Origin of the sequence: Sorangium sp. So ce1504, assembly GCF_051521635.1 — a bacterium.
Lineage (GTDB): Bacteria > Myxococcota_A > Polyangia > Polyangiales > Polyangiaceae > Sorangium > Sorangium cellulosum_B.
Map to the genome: position 1 here is coordinate 9,846,834 of NZ_CP150365.1, position 20,648 is coordinate 9,867,481.

Sequence of the window (20,648 nt, forward strand, 5' to 3'; positions counted from 1 at the left end):
CACCTCAGAAGTCGGGCGCCGCCGGCAGCGGCATGGACGTGGAGACAGGCCGCGGACGCGGCGACGCAGCTCGCTGAGCGCGCGGCTCGGCCACCTGAGCGCGCGGCGCGATCCGTTGGCCGGCCGGCTCGGCCCCCTGAGCGCGCGGCTCCGCAGGCGCTGGCAAGAGCTCAGCCCATGGATCGCTCGGCTCCTCCCACGGATCGCTCTGCTCGTCCCGCTCGGCAGGCGCGCTGTCCGCCGCCGCACCCCTCACGGCCATCTCGGAAGCAGCCGCGCGTCGCGCGCCGGCATCGGGGGGCGCGACGCCGATGGAGGACGCAGCGGACGCCGTCCCCCGCAGCGCTTCCGACGCGCCCAGCGCGACGGCAGGAGCAACCGCCATGACCGCCGGCCGAGCGGTGCCCGCGCTCGCGCTCCCACCCCGCGCGCTCAGCCCCAGGACGACCACCAGAGGCGCGGCGAAGGCGAGGACCCCGGCCACGAGCGCCTTCGGGAGCCACGGCGAGGCCGTGAGCCCGAGCCGAGCTCCGCGCCATGCCTCGGCCATCTTGATGGTGCCGCCCCGGCGCGCGACGGGCGTGGCCGCCGGCGTCGGCAGCGCGCCCGGCGCCTCCCGCGCGCCGGCCGGGCGCTGCGCCGCCATCTCCGCCCCGGAGGCCGCGCCCGCAGGCGCGGCGATCGGAGCCGCCTTCTCCGCCGCGAGCGGCGGCTCGGCCCCTCGCGCGAGCCACTGGTGTGCGAGCGACGTGCCCGCCACGTCCGCCGTCACCCCGCGCTCGACCGCCCAGGCGGCAAGCGCGCGGCCGAGCGCGCGCATGCTGGGCCATCGATCGGCCGGCGATTTGGCCAGCCCGCGCTGGAGGATCGCCCACAGCGCCTCGTCGCCGGCGCCGAGCTCTGTCGTCGGCGCCGGCTCCTTGCTGAAGATCGCCACGATCACCGCGCTCAGCGTCTCCCCGCTGAACGGCCGCCGCCCGGTGATCAGCTCGTACATCACCACGCTGAACGCCCAGACGTCGGTCTGCTCCCCGACGTCCAGCTGGCCGTCGGCCTGCTCCGGCGACATGTACTCCGGGCTGCCGACGATCATCCCTCGCTGCGTGATCGCAGGGCTCGCCGCGTTGGCGAGCTTGGCGATGCCGAAGTCGACGACCTTCGGGACGTGGCCGCCCGCGCCGTCGGGCACGATGAGGATGTTGGCAGGCTTGATGTCGCGATGGACGATGCGCTGCGCGTGGGCCGTCGCGAGCGCACACGCGACCGGCAAGAGCATCTGGACCGCCTGCTCCGCCGGCACCCGGCCCCTCGCCTCCAGCCAGCTCGAGAGCGGCGTGCCCTCGAGCAGCTCCATCACCAGGAACGGCTCGCCCGCGTCGGTCTCGCCGAAATCGAACACGCGCACGATCGCCGGATGGCCAAGCTTCGCCGTCGCGCGCGCCTCCCGGAGCAACCGCTCGGCGGCGTGGCCGTCGAGCTGCTCCTCGTGGAGCACCTTGATCGCCACGTCGACGTCGAGCCAAAGGCTGCGCGCACGCCACACCGTGCCCATGCCCCCCGCGCCCAGCCGGCCCACGATCTGGTACTTGCCCGCGAGGACCTCGCCCACGGCGCGCTCCCTCTGCGGCGATCCACGGACGCTCGACGAGACGCCGCCCGTGCTCTCATCGCCTCTCCCGGCGAGCGCGAGCCATCCGCTCTGGCCGGGGACATGGTGCTCGTCCATCATGGGTCGCCCTCCTGGAAAGCAAGCGGCGAACCAGGAGCCGTCTCCTCACCTCCGCCAGCGCCTGCGCGACCCCCTGCCCACGTCCTGCCGCGCGCGCAGCGTCCGGCGAGCTCGACGCGCGCCCTCGGGACGAGACGACAAGACGAGCACGGATTCCCCTTTCCGGCCGGGAATCGGCCGCGCGCATCGGTCACGCTGGGGCAATTTGCACCAAGGCATTGCGCGGAGGAGCGAGGCGCCCGCCATGATGCTCGGCAACGCCTCGCTCCTGGCCTCATCGATTCGATCCGGGGATCGTCGGATCGATCCCAGCGAGCGCGCGCAGCGCCCGGGGCCGCGCAGCTGCGCTCTCAATCGTGCAGGCGCACCGCGGTCTGTCTCGTCAGGACGGCGGCCGAGTGTCCCGCATGCAGCGTGTACACGCCGGGCTCCACCTGCCATCGGCCTGCCGCCCAGTGCGCGAAGGCCCGCGGCTCGATGGTGACGGCGACGTCGACCGTCTGATCGGGCTCGGCCTCGACGGACGCGAAGCCGGCCAGCCAGAGCGCGGGGCGCTCGATCTCCGAGTCCGGCCGCGACAGGTAGAGCTGGACCACGTGGCGCCCGCGGCGCGTGCCGACGTTCCGCACGCGCACCCGCGCCTCGACCGCCGCGCCGGCGACGACGCTCGGCGCTTCCACGTCGAGGATCTCCCACCGCGTGTAGCCCAGGCCGTGCCCGAACGGGTAGGCCGGGGTGACGCCTGCGCGCGCCCAGGCCCGGTACCCGATGTGCAGGCCCTCGGCATAGACCAGCTTGCCGTTCTCGGGCTTCGTCGAGAGCACGGGCACGTCCTCCGCGCGCGCGGGCCAGGTCGTGGGCAGGCGGCCGCCGGGCTCCACAGCGCCGAGCAGCACGTCGGCGACGGCGGTGCCGAACTCCTGGCCCGGGAACCACGTGAGGAGCACCGCGGCCACCTCGTCGCGCCACGGCGTGGTCACCGGCCCGCCGGAGTTCACCAGCACGATCGTCCGGGGGCTCACGGCCGCGACGGCGCGGATCAGCTCGTCCTGGCGGCCGGGGAGCCCGAGCGTGCTCCGGTCGAAGCCCTCGCTCTCGATCGCCTCGGTGGTGCCGACGACCACGATCGCGACGTCGGCGGAGCGCGCGAGCTCCACGGCGCGCGCGAGCTCCTCCTCGTCGGACAGCGCCGGAACCTCGGCGCCCAGGGAGAACGCCACCGCGAGCGTGCCCACGGGGACGGTGTGCGTCAGGGCGAGATCGATCTCCTGGCCGGCGGCCAGGGACAGCTCGGCCGCCCGCTGCGGCGGGGCGAGCAGGGCCGCGGCGATGTCGTCCTTGTCCGGCAAGACCGCCTCGTCGAAGAGGACCTGCCCGCCGGCGGTGAGGCGGTAGACGCCCACGCCGGCCACGCCGATCCGGTAGAGCCCGGCCTCGGCGGCGCGGAACCGCGCCGTCACCTCGATCGTCGCGGCCTCGTTCGCGCGCTGATCCCCGATGAACGTGAGGCGCCCGACGTCGCGGTGCTCCTCGTGCAGGACGCCGCCCTTCGCGTCGAGGAGCCGCACGTGGACGCCGTGCTGGCCGCTCACGGGGTCGACGACCTGGTCCCCGGCCACCGGCACGAGCCCTTCGTGGATGCGGGTGCCGACGGCGTGGAGCACCTCGGCGCGCCGGCCGAGCGCGGCGCGCAGCCCGTCCAGGGGCGAGACCGCGTAGTGCGGGTGGACGCTGGCGCTGCCGCCGCCCTGGATCCGCCCCGCCGCGGCGCTCGGGCCGATCACGGCGATGCGCCGCAGGCTGGTCGCGTCGAGCGGGAGCGCGTCGCCCTGGTTGCGCACGAGCACCATGCCGGCCGCGGCGGCCTCGCGGGCGAGCGTCCCGGCCGCGGCGCTGGAGAGCGGGGCCGGGGCGGGCGCGGCCGGCGCGACGCCCTCGAGGGCGCCGACCCGGGCGGCGAGGCGCAGCAGGCGGCGGACCTTGTCGTCGATGGCCTTCTCGGGCACCGCGCCGCGGCGGACGGCGGCGACGAGCGCCGCGCCCCAGGGCCCTCCCGGGCCCGGCATGGCGAGGTCCAGCGCCGCGCGCGCCGCGGCCTCGGTGGAGCGGGTCGCGGTCCAGTCGGAGACCACGACGCCGTCGAAGCCCCACTCGTCCTCGAGCGGCGACGCGAGCAGCGCGCTCTCCGTCAGGGTCACCCCGTTGACGGCGTTGTACGAGGCCATCACGAGCCACGCGCCCGCGCCGGTGATCATCCGCTCGAAGGGCGCGAGGTAGAGCTCGCGCAGCGTGCGCTCATCGACCCGGACGTCGACCGTGAACCGCTCGGTCTCCGAGTCGTTGGCGACGTAGTGCTTGGGCGTGGCGCCGACGCCGTGGTCCTGCAGCCCTCGGACGTAGGCGGCGCCGATCCGGCCGGTCAGCAGGGGATCTTCCGAGAAGCACTCGAAGTGCCTGCCGCCGAGCGGGCTGCGATGCAGGTTGACGGTCGGCCCCAGGACGACGTCGACGCCCTTGCGCCGCGCCTCCGACGCCAGCGCGGCGCCGACGCGCTCCAGCAAGGCCTCGTCCCATGTGGCCGCGAGGGCGGTGGAGGAAGGGAGGCACACCGAGGGGTCGCGCTCGTCCCAGCGCTCGCCGCGCACGCCGACCGGGCCATCCGAGACGACCATGCGGCGCAGGCCGATCGCGGGCTCGGGGTGCGTGCTCCAGAAGTCGGCGCCCGTGAGCAGGCGGACCTTCTGCTCGAGCGACAGCGCGGCGAGGGCGTCCGCCACGCGCCGTTCGACGGCCTCGGGCAGGTGATCGGTCTTCTGGGGGCGAGCGGAGTGCGAGTCAGCGACGGCCATGAACCCTCCTGGAAGCGCGGAGGCGCCGTCGAGGCGGCGCCGCGCACGGGACTACCATGGTCGAGGAAACACCAGCTTCACAGGAGAGTCACGGTCGCCGAAAGCTCACGCTCGCCACGAGCCGTGGAAGCTGCCGAGAGGAGCACCGCGCGCGCCTCGGCGGCGCTCCGGCCGGCGCGCGCTCGCGAGCGGGCGGGCGTCGCGGTGGTCGAGGGCGCGCCGCCCGTTGCGCGGGGGTGGGAACGGCGCGATGCTCGCCGTCCCTCGAGCGAGGCCGCTGCCATGAGCCTCTCCACCGTGCTCCGCGTCCTCGGCCGCAAAGACGGCGAGGTCCACAGCGTGTTCCGCGCCGGGTCGCGCGTGTACGGCACCGCGTCCGCGACGTCGGACGAGGATTTCGTCGCCGTCCTCGCGCGGCGCGACGCGCGGCAGGACCTCGCCTTTGCGCCGGGCGTCAACGTCGTCGTCCACGGCCTCGACACCTTTCGCGACGCCATCGCCGAGCACAGCGTCTTCGCGCTCGAGTGCCTGTTCCTGCCGCCCGAGCACCGACTCAAGGAAGGAAGGCCGCCCTTCCCGTTCAAGCTCGACAGGAAGAAGCTCGCCGCGTCGGCCGCGAGCCGCTCCGCGTCCGACTTCAAGAAGGCCGGCGCCCGCTTCGACGACGAGCCGGAGGCCTCGAAGAAGAAGCTCTTCCACGCCCTCCGGGTGCCGCTCTTCGCCGTGCAGATCGCCGAGTCCGGCGTCCTCCACGATTACGGCGCCGCGAACCCGTACTGGCGCGAGATCGTCGCGGACGAGCGCCTCGACTGGGAGGAGTACCGCAGGGCCTACGGCCCGATCCGCGAGGGCCTCTGCGATCGGCTCGCGGCGCTGGCCTCACGGCGGTGACGCGAAGGCCGGCGCCGGCCCCGGGGCGAGGCGCTGGGGCCGGATCTCCTGGTGCATCCAGTGCTCGTCCGTCTGCACGTGCCCGCGCCGCACCCACTTGGCGAGCCGCCGCTGGAACGCCGCGTCCGGGAACTCGCCGGCGGCCCGCACCACCACGCCCTCGCGCGGGCCGCCGAACGCGGAGGGCTCGCGCGCGAGCGCGGTCGTCAGCGCCTCGAGCTCGCGCTCGCCCTCGACGGTGCCCCGGAACAGGACAGGCACCGTGGGGAGCCCGAGATCGTTCGCCTGGGCCACGACCATGTCCCACTCCCAGAAGAGGCCCCGCGCGTCGTCCCGCACGCCGAAGACCAGCGAATACCCCGGGAGCGCCTCGTACTCGATGGAGTGGATCGCATAGCAATACTCGCAGAAGAGCGACATGCCCTCCGAGAGCAGGTGCGCGATGCTCGCGTGCGTGGCCTTCGCGAGGTCGAAGCTCGGGTGGGACGGAGGGCCCGAGTGCGAGCGGGAGAAGACGCTCGCCCGCGTGTACGTGAGGTTGCTCCCGTCGCACTTCTCGGTGATGACGATCTCGACGCCGAGCAACCCCGACACGTCTGCCATCCTCTTGTCGTCGGACGTTCCGCCGGGGGACCACGGCAGGTGGAACGAGCGAGGGTATTTGGCGGACATGGCGGTGCCAGGGTAGCACCGGCGTCCCGGAGCGGACATGCTACGGCCCTCACGCGCGCGGCGCCGAACGCGGAGCCGATCGCGCGCTCGCCAGGGGTCCTCCGTCATGTCCTCCGCGTCGTCGCTCCTCGACCTGCTCACGCCCGATCCGGGGCGTGTCCCCTGGAACGAGCTCCAGGTCTTCGACTGGGTCCGCGCGCTCGAGGCTTGCCCGCAGGACCCGATCCACCACGCCGAGGGCAACGTCTGGATCCACACCCGCATGGTGCTGGAGACGCTCCTCGGGCTGCCCGAGTGGCAGGCGCTGCCGGCCGAGGAGCAGCGCGTCGTGTACCTCGCGTGCCTCCTCCACGACGTGGCGAAGCCGGCGACCACCCGCGAGGACGACGGGCGGATCACGGCGAAGGGCCACTCTCGCGCGGGGGAGCTCCTCGCGCGCCGCCTTCTCTGGGAGCTCGGCGCGCCGTTCGCGCTGCGCGAGCAGGTGTGCGCGCTCGTGCGCTATCACCAGATCCCGTTCTATCTCATCGAGCGCGACGACGCGCGGCGCGTCGCCGCCGAGATCAGCCTCCAGGCCCGCTGCGACCTGCTCGCGCTCGTGGCCGAGGCCGACATCCGAGGGCGCGTCTGCGCGGACATGGGGCGCGTCGTCGACAACATCGAGCTCTTCCGCGAGTTCTGTCGCGAGGAGGGGTGTTACACCGCGCCGCGGTCCTTCGCCTCGTCTCACACGCGCTTCGTGTACTTCCGCTCCGATCCCGCCGGCGGGCGCCACCCGGACGTCGAGGTCTACGACGACACGCGCTCCGAGGTCGTGGTGATGAGCGGGCTCCCGGGCGCCGGGAAGGATACCTATGTTCGCCACCACCTCGCCGACTGGCCGGTCGTCTCCCTGGACGCGCTGCGGAGCGAGCTGGAGATCGATCCGGCGGAGACGCAGGGACAGGTGGTCCAGGCCGCGCGCGAGCGAGCGAAGGAATACCTGCGGCGCGGCGAGCGGTTCGTGTGGAACGCGACGAACCTCTCGCGGCAGCGGCGCGGCCCGCTGCTGCAGATGGCGGCCGACTACGGGGCGAGGATCCGCGTCGTCTACGTGGAGGTGCCTGCATCGACGCTGTTCGCGCAGAACCGGGCGCGAGAGGCGGCGGTGCCGGAGGCGGTCATCCGCCGGATGATCGAGCGCTGGGAGATCCCGGCGAAGACCGAGGCCCACGAGGTGGTGCTGGCTGTGCGCTGACGCCTGACGTCGCCTGCCCTCGTGCCGGAGCCGCCGGATGGAGCGGCACGAGCCGCCCGGCTGCGCCCGCACGCGGCATGGGGTACGCTCCGCCTGGAGCGACGTATGCCCTTCCAGAGCGAGAATTCTTTCATCCCGATTCCCCCGCCCGGCGAGGACGAGCTCCCGTACGACGATGGTGAGCCGATGGAATCCGAGCGCCACCTCGCGCAGATGGCCCTGCTCATCGAGGTGCTGAAGCTGTTCTGGCGCGACCGAGACGACGTGTACGTCGCCGGCAACATGGCCATCTATTTCAGCGAGCTGCAGGCGAAGAAGAACGACTTCCGAGGCCCCGACGTGTTCGTGGTGCTCGACACCAACAGGCGCGAGCGCAAATCCTGGGTCGTCTGGCAGGAGGACGGGAGGACGCCCGACGTGGTGATCGAGCTGCTCTCCGAGAGCACCGAGGCCGTCGATCGCGGCGACAAGATGCGGATCTACGCGAAGCTCCTGCACGTGCCGGAGTACTACCTGTTCGATCCGTTCTCGGGCGTGCTCGAGGCTTATGTGCTCGATCGAGCCACGCGGTCCTACCTGCCGATGCCGCCCGAGACGAACGGCGACGTCGTGAGCGCGTGCCTCGGCCTGCGCCTCGGGGTGCGCCACGGCACGTACCGCGGCCTCGCCGTCGACTGGCTGCGCTGGATCGATGCCCATGGGCGCGTGCTGCAGACCGGCGAAGAGCAGGCTCGCGCCGCCGAAGAGCAGGCTCGCGCCGCCGAAGAGCAGGCTCGCGCCGCCGGCGATGAGGCGAAGCGTCTCGCCGCCCGGCTCGCGGCCTACGAGAAGCAGTTCGGCCCGCTGCCGGGCGGCGACTCGGGCTAGCGGCTCCCCGACCGCCGCCGGACGGGTCAGCCCCAGCCGACCCGCTCGCCCCGCCCGAACCCCGGCGCCAGCATCGCCGCCCACCGCGCCGGGCTCTTGATCCGCTCCCGCGCCATCACCGCGTCCGCCACGAGGAGCCGCTGGAGCCCCTTCTCCCCGCCGAGCAGCTCGCCCGCCTGGCGCCGCGCCGCCGCCGCATAGAGCGGCATGTCCGCCGCGTCGAACCCGGCCGCCGCCGCCTCCAGCTGCGCGATCGCCGCCTCCCTGTCGCCGCGCAGCTCGGCTGCGCCCGCGCGGATCAGCGGCACGAACGGGTCCGACCACGCCGTCTTCTCCCGGGCGAGCGCCGCGGCGTCCCGGAGCGCCGCCTGGATCAGCGGCTCCGGCTCGGGCGCCGCCTCGGCCACGGCGAGCGCCGTGCACGCGCGCTCGACGTGGGCCATCACCCGGCTGTTCTGCATCATCAGCAGCATCGAGCCCTCGATCCTCGGCCAGGCGTCCGTGAGGCGCTTCATCGCGGCGCCGGCGCGGCCCGCGTACCGGTCGACGTAGGTCTCGCCGAGCAGCCCGACGAAATGCTCGAGGTGGAACCCCGACGTCGTCCACCTCGACAGCGCCCCCGCGATCGCCCCGCGCGCGCCCGCCACGTCGTCCGACGCGAGCGCCACCCACGTCGCCTGCGCGCTGAAGATCGCCACCGCGTAGAGATCCCCCCGCTGCTCGGCGGCGCGGAGCACCGCCGGCGTCGTCCGCGCGAGCGCGTCGATCTGCCCGCGGTAGTACCGCGCCCACGACGCCATCAGCTGCGTCGTCGCGAGCTCCCAGGACACGCCGGCGCAGCGGTCGCGCAGGAGCTCGTCGGCGATCTCGTACCACGCGGACGCCGCCTTCCAGCGCCCGGCCGTGAACGCCTCGAGCATGCCCGACACCATCATCGACAGGCCGAGCAGGTGCGGGCTGTCGAGCCGCTCCGAGAGCGCCCGCACCGCGGCGACGAGCTCCTCCGCGCGCGCCCGGCCCGGCGCCCCCATCATGCACGCGGACGAGGCCTCGAACGCGAGCGCGCGGCCGACGCGGTACGGCTCGCCGGCCCGCAGCGCGAGCAGCAGGGCGCGCGCCGAGAACTCGGCGGAGCGGACCATGTCGACGCCGGACAGCCCCACCGTCACCGTCCAGCAGGCGTCGATGCGCGCGAGGTCCTCCGGCCGCACCTCCGCCTCGGACCGCTCGCGGAACCGGAGGCCCCTGAGGCGCAGCTCCGCCCGGTGCAGGAGCAGCGCCACCAGCGCGCGCCGCGGCGTCTCCGGGAACGACAGGCCGACCGCCCGGAGGACGGCGCGGACGAGCTCGATCCCCTCGTCGATGTGCCCGCTCCGCAGGTACTGCTCCGCGGCCCGCCGGCGGAGCTCGAGCGAGAGCGCGCCGCCCGCCCCCTCCGCCGCCGCCGCGTAGATCCTCGCCGCCTCGGCGCTCTTGCCCGCGTTGACCAGGGCGTCGGCGCACCGCACGCCGAGCGCGCGCCGCTCGGCCTCGGGGACATCCGCCTCGCGCGAGCGCAGGCCGAGCGCGAGCTCGTAGAGCCGCGCCGAGCGCTCGAACGCGAGCGCCTCCGCCGCCTCCTCGGCCGCGCGCTCGGCGAGCCGCCCCGCCCGCGCCGCGTCCCCCGCGCCCAGCCAGTGCCGCGAGAGCGCCTCCGCGTCCGCCGTCCCCAGCGCCTCGAGCGCCCGCCCTAGCCGCCGGTGCCGCGCCGCGAGCTGCACAGGGCCGAGCCGGCCGACCACGGCCGCGCGCACCCTGTCGTGCGACGCCTCGACGAGCTCGCCCTCGCCGGCGCGCCGCGCGGCGATCAGGTCCTCCATGAGCAGCAGCGTCATCGCCGGGGCGCGCTCGTCGTCGCGGAGCTTCGCCGCCCGCGCCACGACCGCCGCGTCGATCGGCTCCCCGGCGACCGCGATCACCTCCAGCAGCCGGAGCGCCTGCTCCGGCAGGCGGCGGAGCCGCGCGTCGAGCGCCCTGCCCCACGCAGAGTCGCCCCGGGCGCCGTCCTCGCCCGAGAGCTCCTGCGCGTCGCGGGCGAGCTCGCCGAGCAGCCGCGGGTTGCCCCGCGAGGCGCGGGCGATGGCGTCCGCCCGCGCGCGGGTCACGTCGTCGCGCGCGAAGAGGAGCGCGAGCGAGAGCTCCTCGGCCTCGAGCGGCGAGAGCGGGCCGACCGCGATCTCGCGCAGCTCGCCGTCCCGGCGCGCCGACTCGATCCGCCCCCGCGCGCCGGCGGTCTCGGCCTCGGCGTCCCGGCGCTCGAGGCCCATCCCGTCGAGCAGCGCGCGGAGCGGCGCGCTCGTGGCGACGTCCTCGTCCCGGAAGCTGCCGAGGAACATCATCGCGGGCGCGTCGGGAGGCCGCGTGAGCTCGAGCAGGAGCGCCACGCTGTCGATGTCGCTCCACTGCAGGTCCTCGATCGCCACGACGAGCGGGCTGCGCTCGGCGATCCGCCAGAGCAGCTGGCGGAGCGCGGCGAAGCTGCGCTGCCGCAGCTCCTGCGCGTCGGGCGACTCGCTCGCGCGCGGCGCCGACGCGACGGCCTGCACGCGCGAGAGCACCGGGAACACCCGGGCGAGCGCGCGGACGTCGCGCGGCAGGAGGCGCTCCACCTCGTCGTCCGAGACCCGCCGGAGGAAGCGGCTCAGCGCCTCCATCACGCCCCCGAACGCCTTGTAGGACTCGGCCGCCCCGAGCGCGCAGCGCCCCCGCAGGACGACCGGACCCTTGTCGCGGCGGAGCCCCATCAAGAAGTGGTGGATGAGCGCGCTCTTTCCCATGCCCGCGGCGCCGTGAACGAGCACGGCGACGGGCCGCTCCAGCACGAGGGCCTCGGCGGCGCGCTGGAGCGCCCGCAGGTGCGGGCGGCGGCCGATGAAGTGCTCGATCGTCGGCGGCGCGGGCGGGAGCAGCGCGCTCGCAGGCGCGGCCTCGGCGCTCCCCGGCGCGGGCTCCGCGCCCTCCAGCGGGGGCTCGGCGCCCTCAGGGTCCTGCCGCTCCGCGCCCTCCACGCCGCGCCACCGTCACTTCTTGCTCAGGAACGCATCCATCGCACGCCGGTGCTCCGGGCCGTTCCACTGCTCGGCGAACGCCCGCCGCTCGACCTCGGCGGCGGAGGCGCGCAGCGCCTCGCGCACCTTGTGCAGGGACCGCTTCATGGCCGCGACCGACGCGCGCGGGCCCTCGGCGATGCGGCCGACCTGCGCGATCGCCCGGCGCCGCGCCGCGCCGGTGGGGACGACCTCGCTCACGAGGCCGACGCGGAGCGCCTCGGCGGCGTCGATCCTCTCCGCCGTCAGGAGCAGCCGCGCCGCCGCGAGCGGCCCCACCCGCTCGCAGAGCCGCGTCAGCCCGCCCCAGGCCGGGGACAGGCCCATCTTGACGTGCCGGAACGAGAGCGCGGCGTGCTCCTCGACGACGACGAAATCGCAGAGCAGCAAGAGCTCGCAGCCGCCGCCCAGCGCGTCGCCCTGCACGGCGGCGACGATCGGCACCTCGCTCTCCTCGAAGGCCGCGAGGCCCTCGAACAGCCGGAGGACCTCGCCCCCGTCCGCGCCGCCAGCGGCGAGCGCGTGGAGCTCGCGGATGTCGCCGCCCGCCACGAAGACGTCGCTGCTCGTCGCGGTGAGCACGACGCCGCGCACGCGCGGGTCGGCGCTGGCGCGCCGGATCGCCTCGCCGAGGCGGCCCGCGAAGTCGCTGTCGATGGCGTTCCTGCGCTCGGGACGATCGATGGTCAGGACGACCGCATCGCCGGCCGCCTCGACCCGCAAGGTCACGAGAGGGCCCTCCGCGCGCCCCTCCCGCCGGTGAGCGCCGCGGCCTTCCGGCGGCTCGCGCCCGCCCCGTTCTCGGCCGCCGCGCGGCTGAGCCGCCGCGGCGCCGGCATGCGCTCGTCGTGGATCACCTCGGCGATCCGCGCCTCGAGCGTGCGGCGGCTGAGGCCGCGCTGCTCCGCCGCGTACCGCTCGGCGTAGCTGATGATCGCGCCCGCGACGTCGACGCCGCTCGCGCGCTCGATCCCCTCCAGGCCGGGCGAGCTGTTGATCTCGAGGATCTTGGGCCCGGAGCGCGCCTCGAGCATGTCGACGCCGGCGACCTCGAGGCCCATCGCCTTCGCGGCGCGGATCGCGACGCTGCGGTAGGCGCGCGGCAGCTTCACGCGATCGCCCTTGCCGCCGCGGTGGAGGTTCGAGCGGAACTCCCCCGGCTTGGCGACGCGGCGCATCGAGGCGACCACGCGGCCGCCGACGACGATGACCCGGATGTCGCGCCCCTTCGACTCGCGCACGTACTCCTGGAGCACGATGTCCTGGCCCATGGCCCAGAACGTCTCGAGCAGCGCGTGCACGGCGTGGGGCGTCTCGGCGAGCATGGTGCCGATGCCCTGGGTCCCCTGCTGGAGCTTCACGATCGCGGGGCAGCCGCCGACGAGCGAGAGCGCCGCCTCGACGCCGGCCGGGCTCCGGGCGCACACGGTGATCGGCACGTTGAGCTTGCGGCGCGTGAGCAGCTGGAGCGCGCGCAGCTTGTCGCGGCTCCTCGCGATCGAGACGGCGCCGTTCAGGACGGGGACGCCCATGAGATCGAACTGACGGACGACGGCGAGGCCGTAGTTCGTGATGCTGGCGCCGATGCGCGGGATCACGATGTCGAAGCGGGGCACCGCCGAACCACCGACGAGCAACGACGGGCGGCCACGCGACACGACGATCTGGAAATCGAGCGGATCGATGACGCTGACGTCGTGACCACGCGCGCGCCCCGCGAGCACGATCCGGCTCGTCGAATAGAGGGACGCGTTGCGGGACAGGACGAGGAGTCGCATGTGGCCCGGAGGCTAGCAGAGCCGGCAGACTGCGTGGATGGATGCGCGTGCCGATTCATTTTTCGCTCTTCGGCGGTTCTTCTTCCGCTCGTTCCGCTCGCGCCGCTCGCGCCGCGCCCCGCACGGTCGCGCGCCGCGCCATCGGCCCTCGTTTTCCATGGGGCTCCGCGCGGTCCCCGTGGGACGCCGCGCATTTCTGCGCGTCCCCCGCCCCGTGGGACGCCGCGCGCTCCGTGGGGTTCCCCGCGCGGCCGTGCGGCGGACCAGGCGCGGCAGAAGCGCCGAGGTGCAGCGCTTGCGCTGAAAAATGTTTCGTGTACGAATCATCTCGGTCGTGCCGGCGAGGAGGGATTCGCGATGTGGCAGCCGTTCACGGAAGAACATCAGCAGTTCAGGAAGACGGTGCGGGCCTTCGCAGAGAAGGAGCTCGCTCCTCATGTGGAGGAGTGGGAGTCGTCGGAGTGCTTTCCCAGCTGGGTGTTCAAGCGCGCCGGCGAGCTCGGGATCCTGGGCGCGCACTTCCCGGAGGAGCACGGTGGCGCCGGGCTCGACTACTGGTTCTCGGCGGCCAAGGCCGAGGAGCTCGTGCGCTGCACGATGGCGGGCGTCTCGATGGGGCTGCTCGTGCAGAGCGACATGGCGACCCCGGTGATCAGCGACATCGGCACGAAGGAGCAGATCGAGGAGTTCCTCAAGCCGGCGCTCGCGGGCGACAAGATCGCCGCGCTCGGCGTCTCCGAGCCGGCGGCCGGCAGCGACGTGGCCGGGATCCGGACGATCGCGCGCAAGGAGGGCGATGATTACGTGCTGAACGGGCAGAAGACGTTCATCACGAACGGGACGCGCGCCGATTTCGTGACGCTGCTCGCCAAGACGTCGCCGGACAAGGGCGCCCACGGCTGCTCGTTCTTCCTCGTGCCGACGGCGCTCCGCGGCTTCAACGTCGCGAAGAAGCTGAAGAAGATCGGCAACAAGTCCTCGGACACCGCGGAGCTCTTCCTGGAGGACGTGCGGGTGCCGGGGCGCTACCTGCTCGGCGAGCCCGATCAGGGCTTCGCGTACCTGATGCAGAACTTCCAGACCGAGCGGCTGGTCGCTGCGGTGAGCGCGATCGCGAGCTCGTTCATGACGCTCGACGGCACGGTCGAGTACGGGCGCGAGCGGGTGGCGTTCGGCAAGCCGATCATCAAGCGCGAGTCGTGGCAGCACAAGCTCGTCGACCTGTATACGCGCTGCGAGGCGGCGCGCGCGTTCGCCTACAAGTGCGTCGACCACTACAACGACGAGCGGTACGTGCGGAAGGTGCCGATCAGCTTCGACACGGTGAAGCTCATCTCGATGGCGAAGATCCTGGCCGGCGACGTGGCGAACGACGTCGTGGACACCTGCCTGCAGTTCCACGGAGGCTGGGGCTACATCGAGGACTTCCCGATCGCGCGCGCCTGGCGCGATCAGCGGCTCCTTCGCATCGGCGGCGGGACGACCGAGACGATGAAGTACTACCTGGCAAAGCTGATGAACTTCTGAGCGCCCCGCGGCCCGGCGGCCGCATCACCGCCAGGCCGCGCGGAGCTCGCCGCTGGGAGCACCCACCCGGCAACGGGCGCAAACGCACGCAAACGGGCACAAACAGCCTCGAACCGACGCCCTCGGACACAAAAACGCGCCGGTCGAAAAAAAGTAGAGACAAGCGGCGCGAGAGGCTGTAGATATGCCGCTCCCAACGACCGGGGCTGTAGCTCAGCTGGGAGAGCGCATGACTGGCAGTCATGAGGTCAGGGGTTCGATCCCCCTCAGCTCCACCGATAGGACCGAAGGACTCCTGTCTCTGTAAGGAGTCCGCAGCGCCGTGCCCGCTCGCCGGCGTGTCGGAGTAGAGAACCCGGACATGGCTCTCTCGCCTCACTGGGTCTTCCCGGAGCTCGACGCGAGCGCGGTGGGCGCGGCGCGCGCGCGGCAAGACACGCTGACCAAGCCGCGCGGCAGCCTCGGAGTGCTCGAGGACCTCGCCGTGGCGCTCGCCGGCATCCAGGGCGGGGCGCCCGCGAGCCGGCCTGCGGCGGCGGTGCTCTTCGCCGCCGATCACCCCGTCGCCCGGCACGGCGTGTCGGCGTACCCGCCAGAGGTCACGGCGGCGATGGTCGCGAACTTCGTGCGCGGCGGCGCCGCCGCCAGCGTCCTCTGCCGGAACCTCGGTGTCGATCTGCGGGTCGTGGACGTCGGGGTCGCCCACCCGTACGAGCGCGTCGACGGCGGCGATGGCGCGCGGCTGCGGCGCGATCCGGTCGCCGACGATCCCATCGGCGACCTGCGGGTCGAGGACGCGCTCTCGGAGGCTGTCTACGAGCGCGCGCTCCGCGCGGGCGCCGCGGAGATCGACGCGCTCGGCGGCGACACGCGCGTCGTCCTGCTCGGCGACATGGGCATCGGCAACACGACCGCGGCGGCGGCCATCACGGCGCTGCTCCTCGGGATCGCGCCGGAGGACGTCGTCGGGGCGGGGACCGGCGTCTCCGGCGACGCGCTGTCGCGCAAGATCGAGGTCGTGCGCGACGCGACGCGACGCGCGCAGGAGGCCTCGGGCGTCAAGCGCACCGACCCGCACCGCGTCGTGCAGGCGGTCGGCGGGAAGGAGATCGCCGCGCTGGTGGGCGCCATGGCGCGGGCGATCGAGCGGCGCATGGCGGTGCTCGTCGACGGCTTCATCGTCTCGACGGCGGCGCTCGCGCTCGTCCGGATGTGCGCCGAGGCGCGATCGGGCATGCTCTTCGCCCACCGCTCGGCCGAGCGCGGACACGCCCACGTCCTCGCGGCGCTCGACGCGCGCCCCTTGCTGGACCTCGGGATGCGGCTCGGCGAGGCGAGCGCGGCGCTGGCCGCGCTGCCTCTCCTCGACGCGGCCTGCGCCCTCCACGCCGGCATGGCGACGTTCGCGAGCGCGAGCGTGCCGGATCGCGCGCGGCCCGGGACTCCATGACGACGCCGCCGGTGCTGCGCGGCGCCCGCGCAGCGGCGACCTTCCTCACGCGCGTCCCGGTCGGCGGCTTCCCCTACGCCGAGGCGGACTGGCGCTGGGCCTCTGCCTGGTTCCCGTTCGTGGGCGCCGCGCTCGGCGCCGTCCAGGCCGCGGTGTGGCTGCTCGTCGATCGGAGCGGCGCGCTCGTCGCGGCGAGCGTCACCGTGGCCCTCGGGCTGCTGCTGACCGGGGCGTTCCACGAGGACGGCCTCGCGGACACGGCCGACGCGCTCGGCGGCGCGCTCGATCGCGCTCGGATCTTCGAGATCCTCAAGGACAGCCGCATCGGCGCGTTCGGCGCGGCGGCGCTGATCGTGGTCCTCGTGCTGCGCGTCGCCCTGCTCGCGCGGCTCGACGCCGCGGCGCCCGTCGCCCTCGTGCTGACGCAGTGCCTCTCGCGCACCCCGCCGATCTGGCTGATGGTCGCGCTGCCCTACGTGACCCAGAGCGGCTCGCGCAGCCGCCCGGTGGCGCAGGCGGCGCTCCCGCAGGCGCTGCTCGGCTCGCTCTGGCCGGCGCTCGCGCTCGCCGCGGCGCACGCCGCCGGGGCCCTCACGGCGGCCGAGGCGGCGGGCATGCTCGTCGCGGCCGCCGCCGCCGCGGCGCTCTGCGGCCTCCGCTTCCACGCCCGCGCCGGCGGGCTCACGGGCGACTTCCTGGGCGCTGCGCAGCAGATCGCCGAGTGCGCCGCGCTGCTCGCCCTCGCGCTCGTGCGGGGCGGCTGAGCCGCGGGCGCGCGCGTGGATCCCCTCACCCACGGCCTCATCGCCTTCCGCCACGCCCCCGTCGCGCTCTCCGGCGTCTGCTACGGCCGCCTCGACGCCGCCGCGGAGCTCCCCCCGGAGGCTGCAGCGGCCGCGATCGAGCGCGCGCTCCACGAGCTCTGCGTCCGCCCCGGCGTGGTCTGGTCGTCGCCGCTCTCCCGCTGCGCGCTCCCGGCCGCCGAGCTCGCGGCGCGCCTCGGGGTTCCGCGCGCGATCGACGATCGCCTCCTCGAGATCTCCTACGGCGCGTGGGAGGGGCGCGCCTTCTCGGACATCGAGCGCGACGACCCGGCCGCGTACGCCGCGTGGCTCGACGGCTGGGAGCGCGTCGGACCGCCCGGGGGCGAGTCGGCGCTCGAGGTCGAGTCCAGGGTGCGGTCGTTCTGGCGCGAGATCGGCGGCGCGGACGGCGCGGACGTCGCGTCCCGCGCGCGCCCGCACCTCCTGGTCGCGCACGCCGGGGTGCTGCGCGCGCTCCGGGTCGTCGCGTGCGGCGCCAGCTGGCCCGCGGCGATGAGCGCGCCGGTCCCTCACCTCACGGCCGAGCGCTTCCCTCTCCCTCCCTCCGCCCTTTTGCTGGCGGACCCCTGAGGGGCGCGTACCCTCGTCGGGCATGACCCCGCAAGAAGAGCTCGCGCTCCTGCTGCGCCCGGCGGCCGGAGGCCTCTACCTCGTCTCGACCGGCCGCGCGCAGCAGCTCGAGGTCCAGCGGCGGCTCTACGGCGCCGCGACCGAGGAGGAGGTCCTCGCGCGGTTCCGCGCGTCGTTCGACCGCATCGCGGGCGCGCGCGCCGTCTTGCTCGGCGTGCCCTCCGACGTCGGCGCGGGGTTCCTCCGCGGCTCCAACATGGGCCCGCAGGCCATCCGGACCGCGCTCCTCGACGCCTTCCCGGACTTCCCCGAGCGGGCGCGCGAGGTCGGGCTCGTCGACATCGGCGACGTGTTCGTCGTGCCGCAGCTCCTGCACGACGACATGCTCTCGGAGGCGCAGAAGGCCGCTTCGCGCCGCGCGCTCTACCCTGGCGTGCCCGAGCCCGTGGCGTCGCGGCTGCCGGTCTCGCCGCTCTCCATCGCGGAGCGCGCGCTCGATCTCGTCTTCTCGATCAACCCGGGCGTCGCACCCATCGTGCTCGGCGGCGATCACTCCACGGCCTTGCCGGTCGCGCGCGCGCTCGCCCGCGCGCGGAAGCGGCCGTGGGGCATCGTCCAGCCGGACGCGCACACCGATCTCCTCGAGGAGCGGCTCGGGATCGCGTACTGCTTCGCCACGTGGTCGTACCACGCGAACGAGCTGGTCGGGCGGGGCGGCCGGCTGACGCAGGTGGGGGTCCGCGCGTCACAGAAGCCGCGCGAGCACTGGGAGAGCCGCTACGGCGTTCGGCAGTTCTGGGCGGCCGAGTGCCGCGCCGATCCGGCGGCGGCGCTCGACGCCATCGTGGCCCACGTGAAGAGCACCGGCGTCGAGGGCGTGTATTTCTCGAACGACATCGACGGCACGGACGCCGCGTACGCCGACGCCACGGGGACGCCGGAGCCGGACGGCCTGTCGCCCGAGTTCGTCGTGGCGCTCATCCGCCGGCTCGGGCGCGAGGTCGGCCTGATCGGCGGCGACGTCATGGAGGTCGCGCCGGCGCTCCAGCCGACGCCGGAGAGCGCGGCGCGCACGGTCGCGCTGGCGGCGCGCTACCTGCGCGAGACGATCGAGGCCACGGTCGGCCGCGCGCTCGCCTGACGCCGCTCAGGGCTCGGGGCCTGTGGCCGCGGGCAGGGCGGCGTCGCGGGCCCAATCGCTCCAGGACCCCTCGTAGAGGATCGCGTCCTCGCGGCCGAGCGTCGTCAGGGCGAGCAGGTCGTGGCAGGCGGTGACGCCGGAGCCGCAGTAGCAGACCACGGTGGCTGCATCGAGCGCGCCGAGGTCGCGGTAGCGCCGCTCGAGCGCCGCGCGCTCGCGGAAGGCGCCCCCGGGGGCGCTGAGGTTCTCGACGAAGGGGGCGGAGCGGGCGCCGGGGATGTGGCCCGGGCGGGCATCGACGGGCTCGGTCTGCCCCTCGTAGCGCTCGCGGGCGCGGGCATCGAGGATCACCGCCGCGGAATCGCGGCGCAGCCTGTCGACAGCCGCCCTGTCGGCGACCGGGGCGCCGCCGGGTGCGAGATCCATGGCGGGCGCTTCCGCGATCGTGGGTGCCGCGGTCGAGAGGGGGTATCCCGCGGAGGTCCACGCCTGGAGTCCCCCGTCGAGCACGCGCCCGCCTGGATGACCGAAGTAGCGCAGCAGCCACCAGAGACGGGCGGCGATGGCGCCCCCGGCGTCGTCGTAGCCGACGACCACCGAGCCGGGGATGACCCCGCTGCGGGCGAGGACGCGCGCGAACGCCGCCGCGTCGGGCAGCGGGTGGCGGCCTGGTCCGCCGTGCGCCGGGCTGGAGAGATCGGCATCGACGTCGAGGTGGACGGCGCCCGGGATGTGCCCGCGGGCGTACTCGTCGGCGCCGCGGCGGCCGCCGAGGTACCAGCGGCAATCGACGACCCGGACGCGGGGATCGCCCGTGTGCGCTGCGAGCCAGGCGACATCGACGAGCGGACCGGCGGGCACGAGGAAGGGATCGCTCATGGGCGAAGGGTACCCACCCTGCTCGCGCCGGGCCACATCGCATCCTCGCCATGCTCGACCTGCTCGGCTGTGCCCGGTGGCGCTGGGCAGCCGCACGCGACTCCGGCGCTCGACGGAGCGCCCCGAAGCGACGGTATTTGCAAGCATTTTTTGACAGTTGAGATCGGGCCTGGGGGCATCAGGCATGAATGTCAATCGGCGCGTGCAGCACGCCTGTATGCGACGATAACCGCCACAAACCGCTTGATTTTCAAACGCATTTGCTCGCCCTACCCGCCCCGCAGCACCTGCCCATCCCGGAGGACACCCCTGGCCTCGCTCAGCGCTTCACCGAGCGAGAGCCGCCAGCGCCACGGGCGACGTGCTCACAAAAGTGCGGTTTCACCAGATCCATTCATCGATCACGCCTCGCCTCGAACGTCCGACGGAATCGAAGCCTTTCCCTTTGTTTCAACCGGCGAGAGAGCTATACTTTTCTCTCTAACCACTTTAATCACGATCCATGAAACTTCGACTCTCAAACTTCGCCGCCGCAGTGGTCCTCACCCTCCTGTCAGCGCTTTCAGGCTGCTCCGATGATGGAGACACCGGCAGCTCGGAAGCCGGCACGAGCACTACCTCGAGTACGTCCGGGTCCGGCGGGCAGGGCTCGGGCGGGGATGGCGCCGGAGGGGCCACGGCCTCGAGCTCGACCTCCGCTGCAGCCGGCGGTGGCGGCTCAGCGGTCGACCCGACCTTTGAAACGGTCAGAGCGGTCGTCGCGAATGCTGGCTGCTCCGATGCGAGCTGCCACAACGGCGAGGCGGAACCGAGGCTGCTCGACGACGACACCCTCTACGCGACCCTGACGACGCACATCTCCGAGGCTTGCGGAGACATTCCGCTCGTCACCCCCGGCGAGCCAGAACAGAGCGCCCTCGTCAAGATCCTCAAAGGCCCCTGCGGGGATATCGCCCGCATGCCCAATGGATGCGTCGGTGAGCCCGGCCCGGAATACACGTGCCTGCCCCAGACATACATCGACGCGATCGAGCAGTGGGTCGCCAACGGCGCGCAGCAGCAGCAGTGAGCGGCCGATGACAACGACGCGGGCTCCGCCCCGGAGCTCCGCGTCGTTGTGCTGGTGGCACGAGGTCATCGCACCCTCT

The 20,648-nt window shown here is 73.8% G+C and carries 16 protein-coding genes and 1 tRNA gene; 10 read left to right on the plus strand and 7 right to left on the minus strand.

Translation table 11 applies throughout. From position 1 onward, the window contains the following. Window positions 1–4: 4 nt before the first annotated feature. Window positions 5–1,729, minus strand: coding sequence for a protein kinase domain-containing protein (locus WMF39_RS37095; RefSeq protein WP_437741201.1), 1,725 nt, complete (start codon window positions 1,727–1,729; stop codon window positions 5–7). Between the two features lie 350 nt (window positions 1,730–2,079). Continuing rightward, on the minus strand, window positions 2,080–4,578 hold the full coding sequence (locus WMF39_RS37100; RefSeq protein WP_437741202.1) for a beta-glucosidase: 2,499 nt from the start codon (window positions 4,576–4,578) through the stop codon (window positions 2,080–2,082). A 282-nt stretch (window positions 4,579–4,860) separates the two neighbouring features. Between WMF39_RS37100 and WMF39_RS37105 the strand changes: the two genes are divergently transcribed. Then, entirely contained in the window at window positions 4,861–5,469 is a 609-nt protein-coding gene (locus tag WMF39_RS37105; protein ID WP_437741203.1) for a hypothetical protein, read from the plus strand. Here WMF39_RS37105 and WMF39_RS37110 read toward each other — a convergent pair. Then, window positions 5,458–6,141 carry an RNA ligase family protein gene (locus WMF39_RS37110; protein ID WP_437741204.1) on the minus strand — a complete coding sequence of 228 codons (684 nt, stop codon included), beginning with the start codon at window positions 6,139–6,141 and terminating at the stop codon, window positions 5,458–5,460. The genes WMF39_RS37105 and WMF39_RS37110 overlap by 12 nt on opposite strands. A 106-nt stretch (window positions 6,142–6,247) precedes the next feature. On the opposite strand from WMF39_RS37110, the gene WMF39_RS37115 reads away from it, so the two are divergent. Then, window positions 6,248–7,378 (plus strand): AAA family ATPase, encoded by a 1,131-nt coding sequence (locus WMF39_RS37115; RefSeq protein ID WP_437741205.1) that lies wholly within the window; start codon window positions 6,248–6,250, stop codon window positions 7,376–7,378. Between the two features lie 105 nt (window positions 7,379–7,483). Next, entirely contained in the window at window positions 7,484–8,245 is a 762-nt protein-coding gene (locus tag WMF39_RS37120; protein ID WP_437741206.1) for a Uma2 family endonuclease, read from the plus strand. A gap of 26 nt (window positions 8,246–8,271) precedes the next feature. On the opposite strand, the gene WMF39_RS37125 is transcribed toward WMF39_RS37120, so the two are convergent. The 3 genes from WMF39_RS37125 to WMF39_RS37135 are packed head-to-tail and all read right to left on the minus strand — an operon-like array spanning window position 8,272 to window position 13,109. Then, entirely contained in the window at window positions 8,272–11,292 is a 3,021-nt protein-coding gene (locus WMF39_RS37125; protein WP_437741207.1) for an ATP-binding protein, read from the minus strand. Window positions 11,293–11,304: 12 nt separating this feature from the next. Continuing rightward, entirely contained in the window at window positions 11,305–12,060 is a 756-nt protein-coding gene (locus tag WMF39_RS37130) for an enoyl-CoA hydratase/isomerase family protein (RefSeq protein WP_437741208.1), read from the minus strand. Beyond that, the gene (locus tag WMF39_RS37135) at window positions 12,057–13,109 is read right to left on the minus strand and encodes a RimK family alpha-L-glutamate ligase (protein WP_437294676.1); all 1,053 of its coding nucleotides are present in this window, start codon (window positions 13,107–13,109) and stop codon (window positions 12,057–12,059) included. Before WMF39_RS37135 ends, WMF39_RS37130 begins: the two co-directional genes overlap by 4 nt. Before the next feature lie 357 nt (window positions 13,110–13,466). Here WMF39_RS37135 and WMF39_RS37140 point away from each other — a divergent pair, with 357 nt between their 5' ends. From WMF39_RS37140 to WMF39_RS37165, 6 genes are all read left to right on the plus strand, one after another. Then, window positions 13,467–14,636 carry an acyl-CoA dehydrogenase family protein gene (locus tag WMF39_RS37140; RefSeq protein ID WP_012239515.1) on the plus strand — a complete coding sequence of 390 codons (1,170 nt, stop codon included), beginning with the start codon at window positions 13,467–13,469 and terminating at the stop codon, window positions 14,634–14,636. A 202-nt stretch (window positions 14,637–14,838) separates the two neighbouring features. Continuing rightward, window positions 14,839–14,911, plus strand: a tRNA-Ala gene (locus WMF39_RS37145). A gap of 86 nt (window positions 14,912–14,997) precedes the next feature. Beyond that, window positions 14,998–16,086, plus strand: a complete 1,089-nt coding sequence (gene cobT / locus WMF39_RS37150; RefSeq protein ID WP_437741209.1) for a nicotinate-nucleotide--dimethylbenzimidazole phosphoribosyltransferase — start codon at window positions 14,998–15,000, stop codon at window positions 16,084–16,086. Then, window positions 16,083–16,850, plus strand: coding sequence for an adenosylcobinamide-GDP ribazoletransferase (locus WMF39_RS37155; RefSeq protein ID WP_437741210.1), 768 nt, complete (start codon window positions 16,083–16,085; stop codon window positions 16,848–16,850). The genes cobT and WMF39_RS37155 overlap by 4 nt, the downstream gene beginning before the upstream one ends. Before the next feature lie 15 nt (window positions 16,851–16,865). Further along, a complete protein-coding gene (locus tag WMF39_RS37160) occupies window positions 16,866–17,480 on the plus strand; it encodes a histidine phosphatase family protein (protein WP_437741211.1) in 615 nt (204 codons plus the stop codon). A gap of 22 nt (window positions 17,481–17,502) precedes the next feature. After that, entirely contained in the window at window positions 17,503–18,621 is a 1,119-nt protein-coding gene (locus tag WMF39_RS37165) for an arginase family protein (protein WP_437741212.1), read from the plus strand. A gap of 6 nt (window positions 18,622–18,627) precedes the next feature. On the opposite strand, the gene WMF39_RS37170 is transcribed toward WMF39_RS37165, so the two are convergent. Next, complete coding sequence (locus tag WMF39_RS37170) at window positions 18,628–19,500, minus strand: sulfurtransferase (RefSeq protein ID WP_437741213.1); 873 nt, start codon at window positions 19,498–19,500, stop codon at window positions 18,628–18,630. Between the two features lie 502 nt (window positions 19,501–20,002). Here WMF39_RS37170 and WMF39_RS37175 point away from each other — a divergent pair. Beyond that, window positions 20,003–20,569, plus strand: coding sequence for a hypothetical protein (locus WMF39_RS37175; RefSeq protein ID WP_437741214.1), 567 nt, complete (start codon window positions 20,003–20,005; stop codon window positions 20,567–20,569). Window positions 20,570–20,648: the final 79 nt, after the last annotated feature.

Coding starts and splice junctions, on each gene's coding strand:
- WMF39_RS37095 (WP_437741201.1), bottom strand. CDS start 1,729: ATGATGGACGAGCACCATGTCCCCGGCCAGAGCGGATGGCTCGCGCTC.
- WMF39_RS37100 (WP_437741202.1), bottom strand. CDS start 4,578: ATGGCCGTCGCTGACTCGCACTCCGCTCGCCCCCAGAAGACCGATCAC.
- WMF39_RS37105 (WP_437741203.1), top strand. CDS start 4,861: ATGAGCCTCTCCACCGTGCTCCGCGTCCTCGGCCGCAAAGACGGCGAG.
- WMF39_RS37110 (WP_437741204.1), bottom strand. CDS start 6,141: ATGTCCGCCAAATACCCTCGCTCGTTCCACCTGCCGTGGTCCCCCGGC.
- WMF39_RS37115 (WP_437741205.1), top strand. CDS start 6,248: ATGTCCTCCGCGTCGTCGCTCCTCGACCTGCTCACGCCCGATCCGGGG.
- WMF39_RS37120 (WP_437741206.1), top strand. CDS start 7,484: ATGCCCTTCCAGAGCGAGAATTCTTTCATCCCGATTCCCCCGCCCGGC.
- WMF39_RS37135 (WP_437294676.1), bottom strand. CDS start 13,109: ATGCGACTCCTCGTCCTGTCCCGCAACGCGTCCCTCTATTCGACGAGC.
- WMF39_RS37140 (WP_012239515.1), top strand. CDS start 13,467: ATGTGGCAGCCGTTCACGGAAGAACATCAGCAGTTCAGGAAGACGGTG.
- cobT (WP_437741209.1), top strand. CDS start 14,998: ATGGCTCTCTCGCCTCACTGGGTCTTCCCGGAGCTCGACGCGAGCGCG.
- WMF39_RS37155 (WP_437741210.1), top strand. CDS start 16,083: ATGACGACGCCGCCGGTGCTGCGCGGCGCCCGCGCAGCGGCGACCTTC.
- WMF39_RS37165 (WP_437741212.1), top strand. CDS start 17,503: ATGACCCCGCAAGAAGAGCTCGCGCTCCTGCTGCGCCCGGCGGCCGGA.
- WMF39_RS37170 (WP_437741213.1), bottom strand. CDS start 19,500: ATGAGCGATCCCTTCCTCGTGCCCGCCGGTCCGCTCGTCGATGTCGCC.
- WMF39_RS37175 (WP_437741214.1), top strand. CDS start 20,003: ATGAAACTTCGACTCTCAAACTTCGCCGCCGCAGTGGTCCTCACCCTC.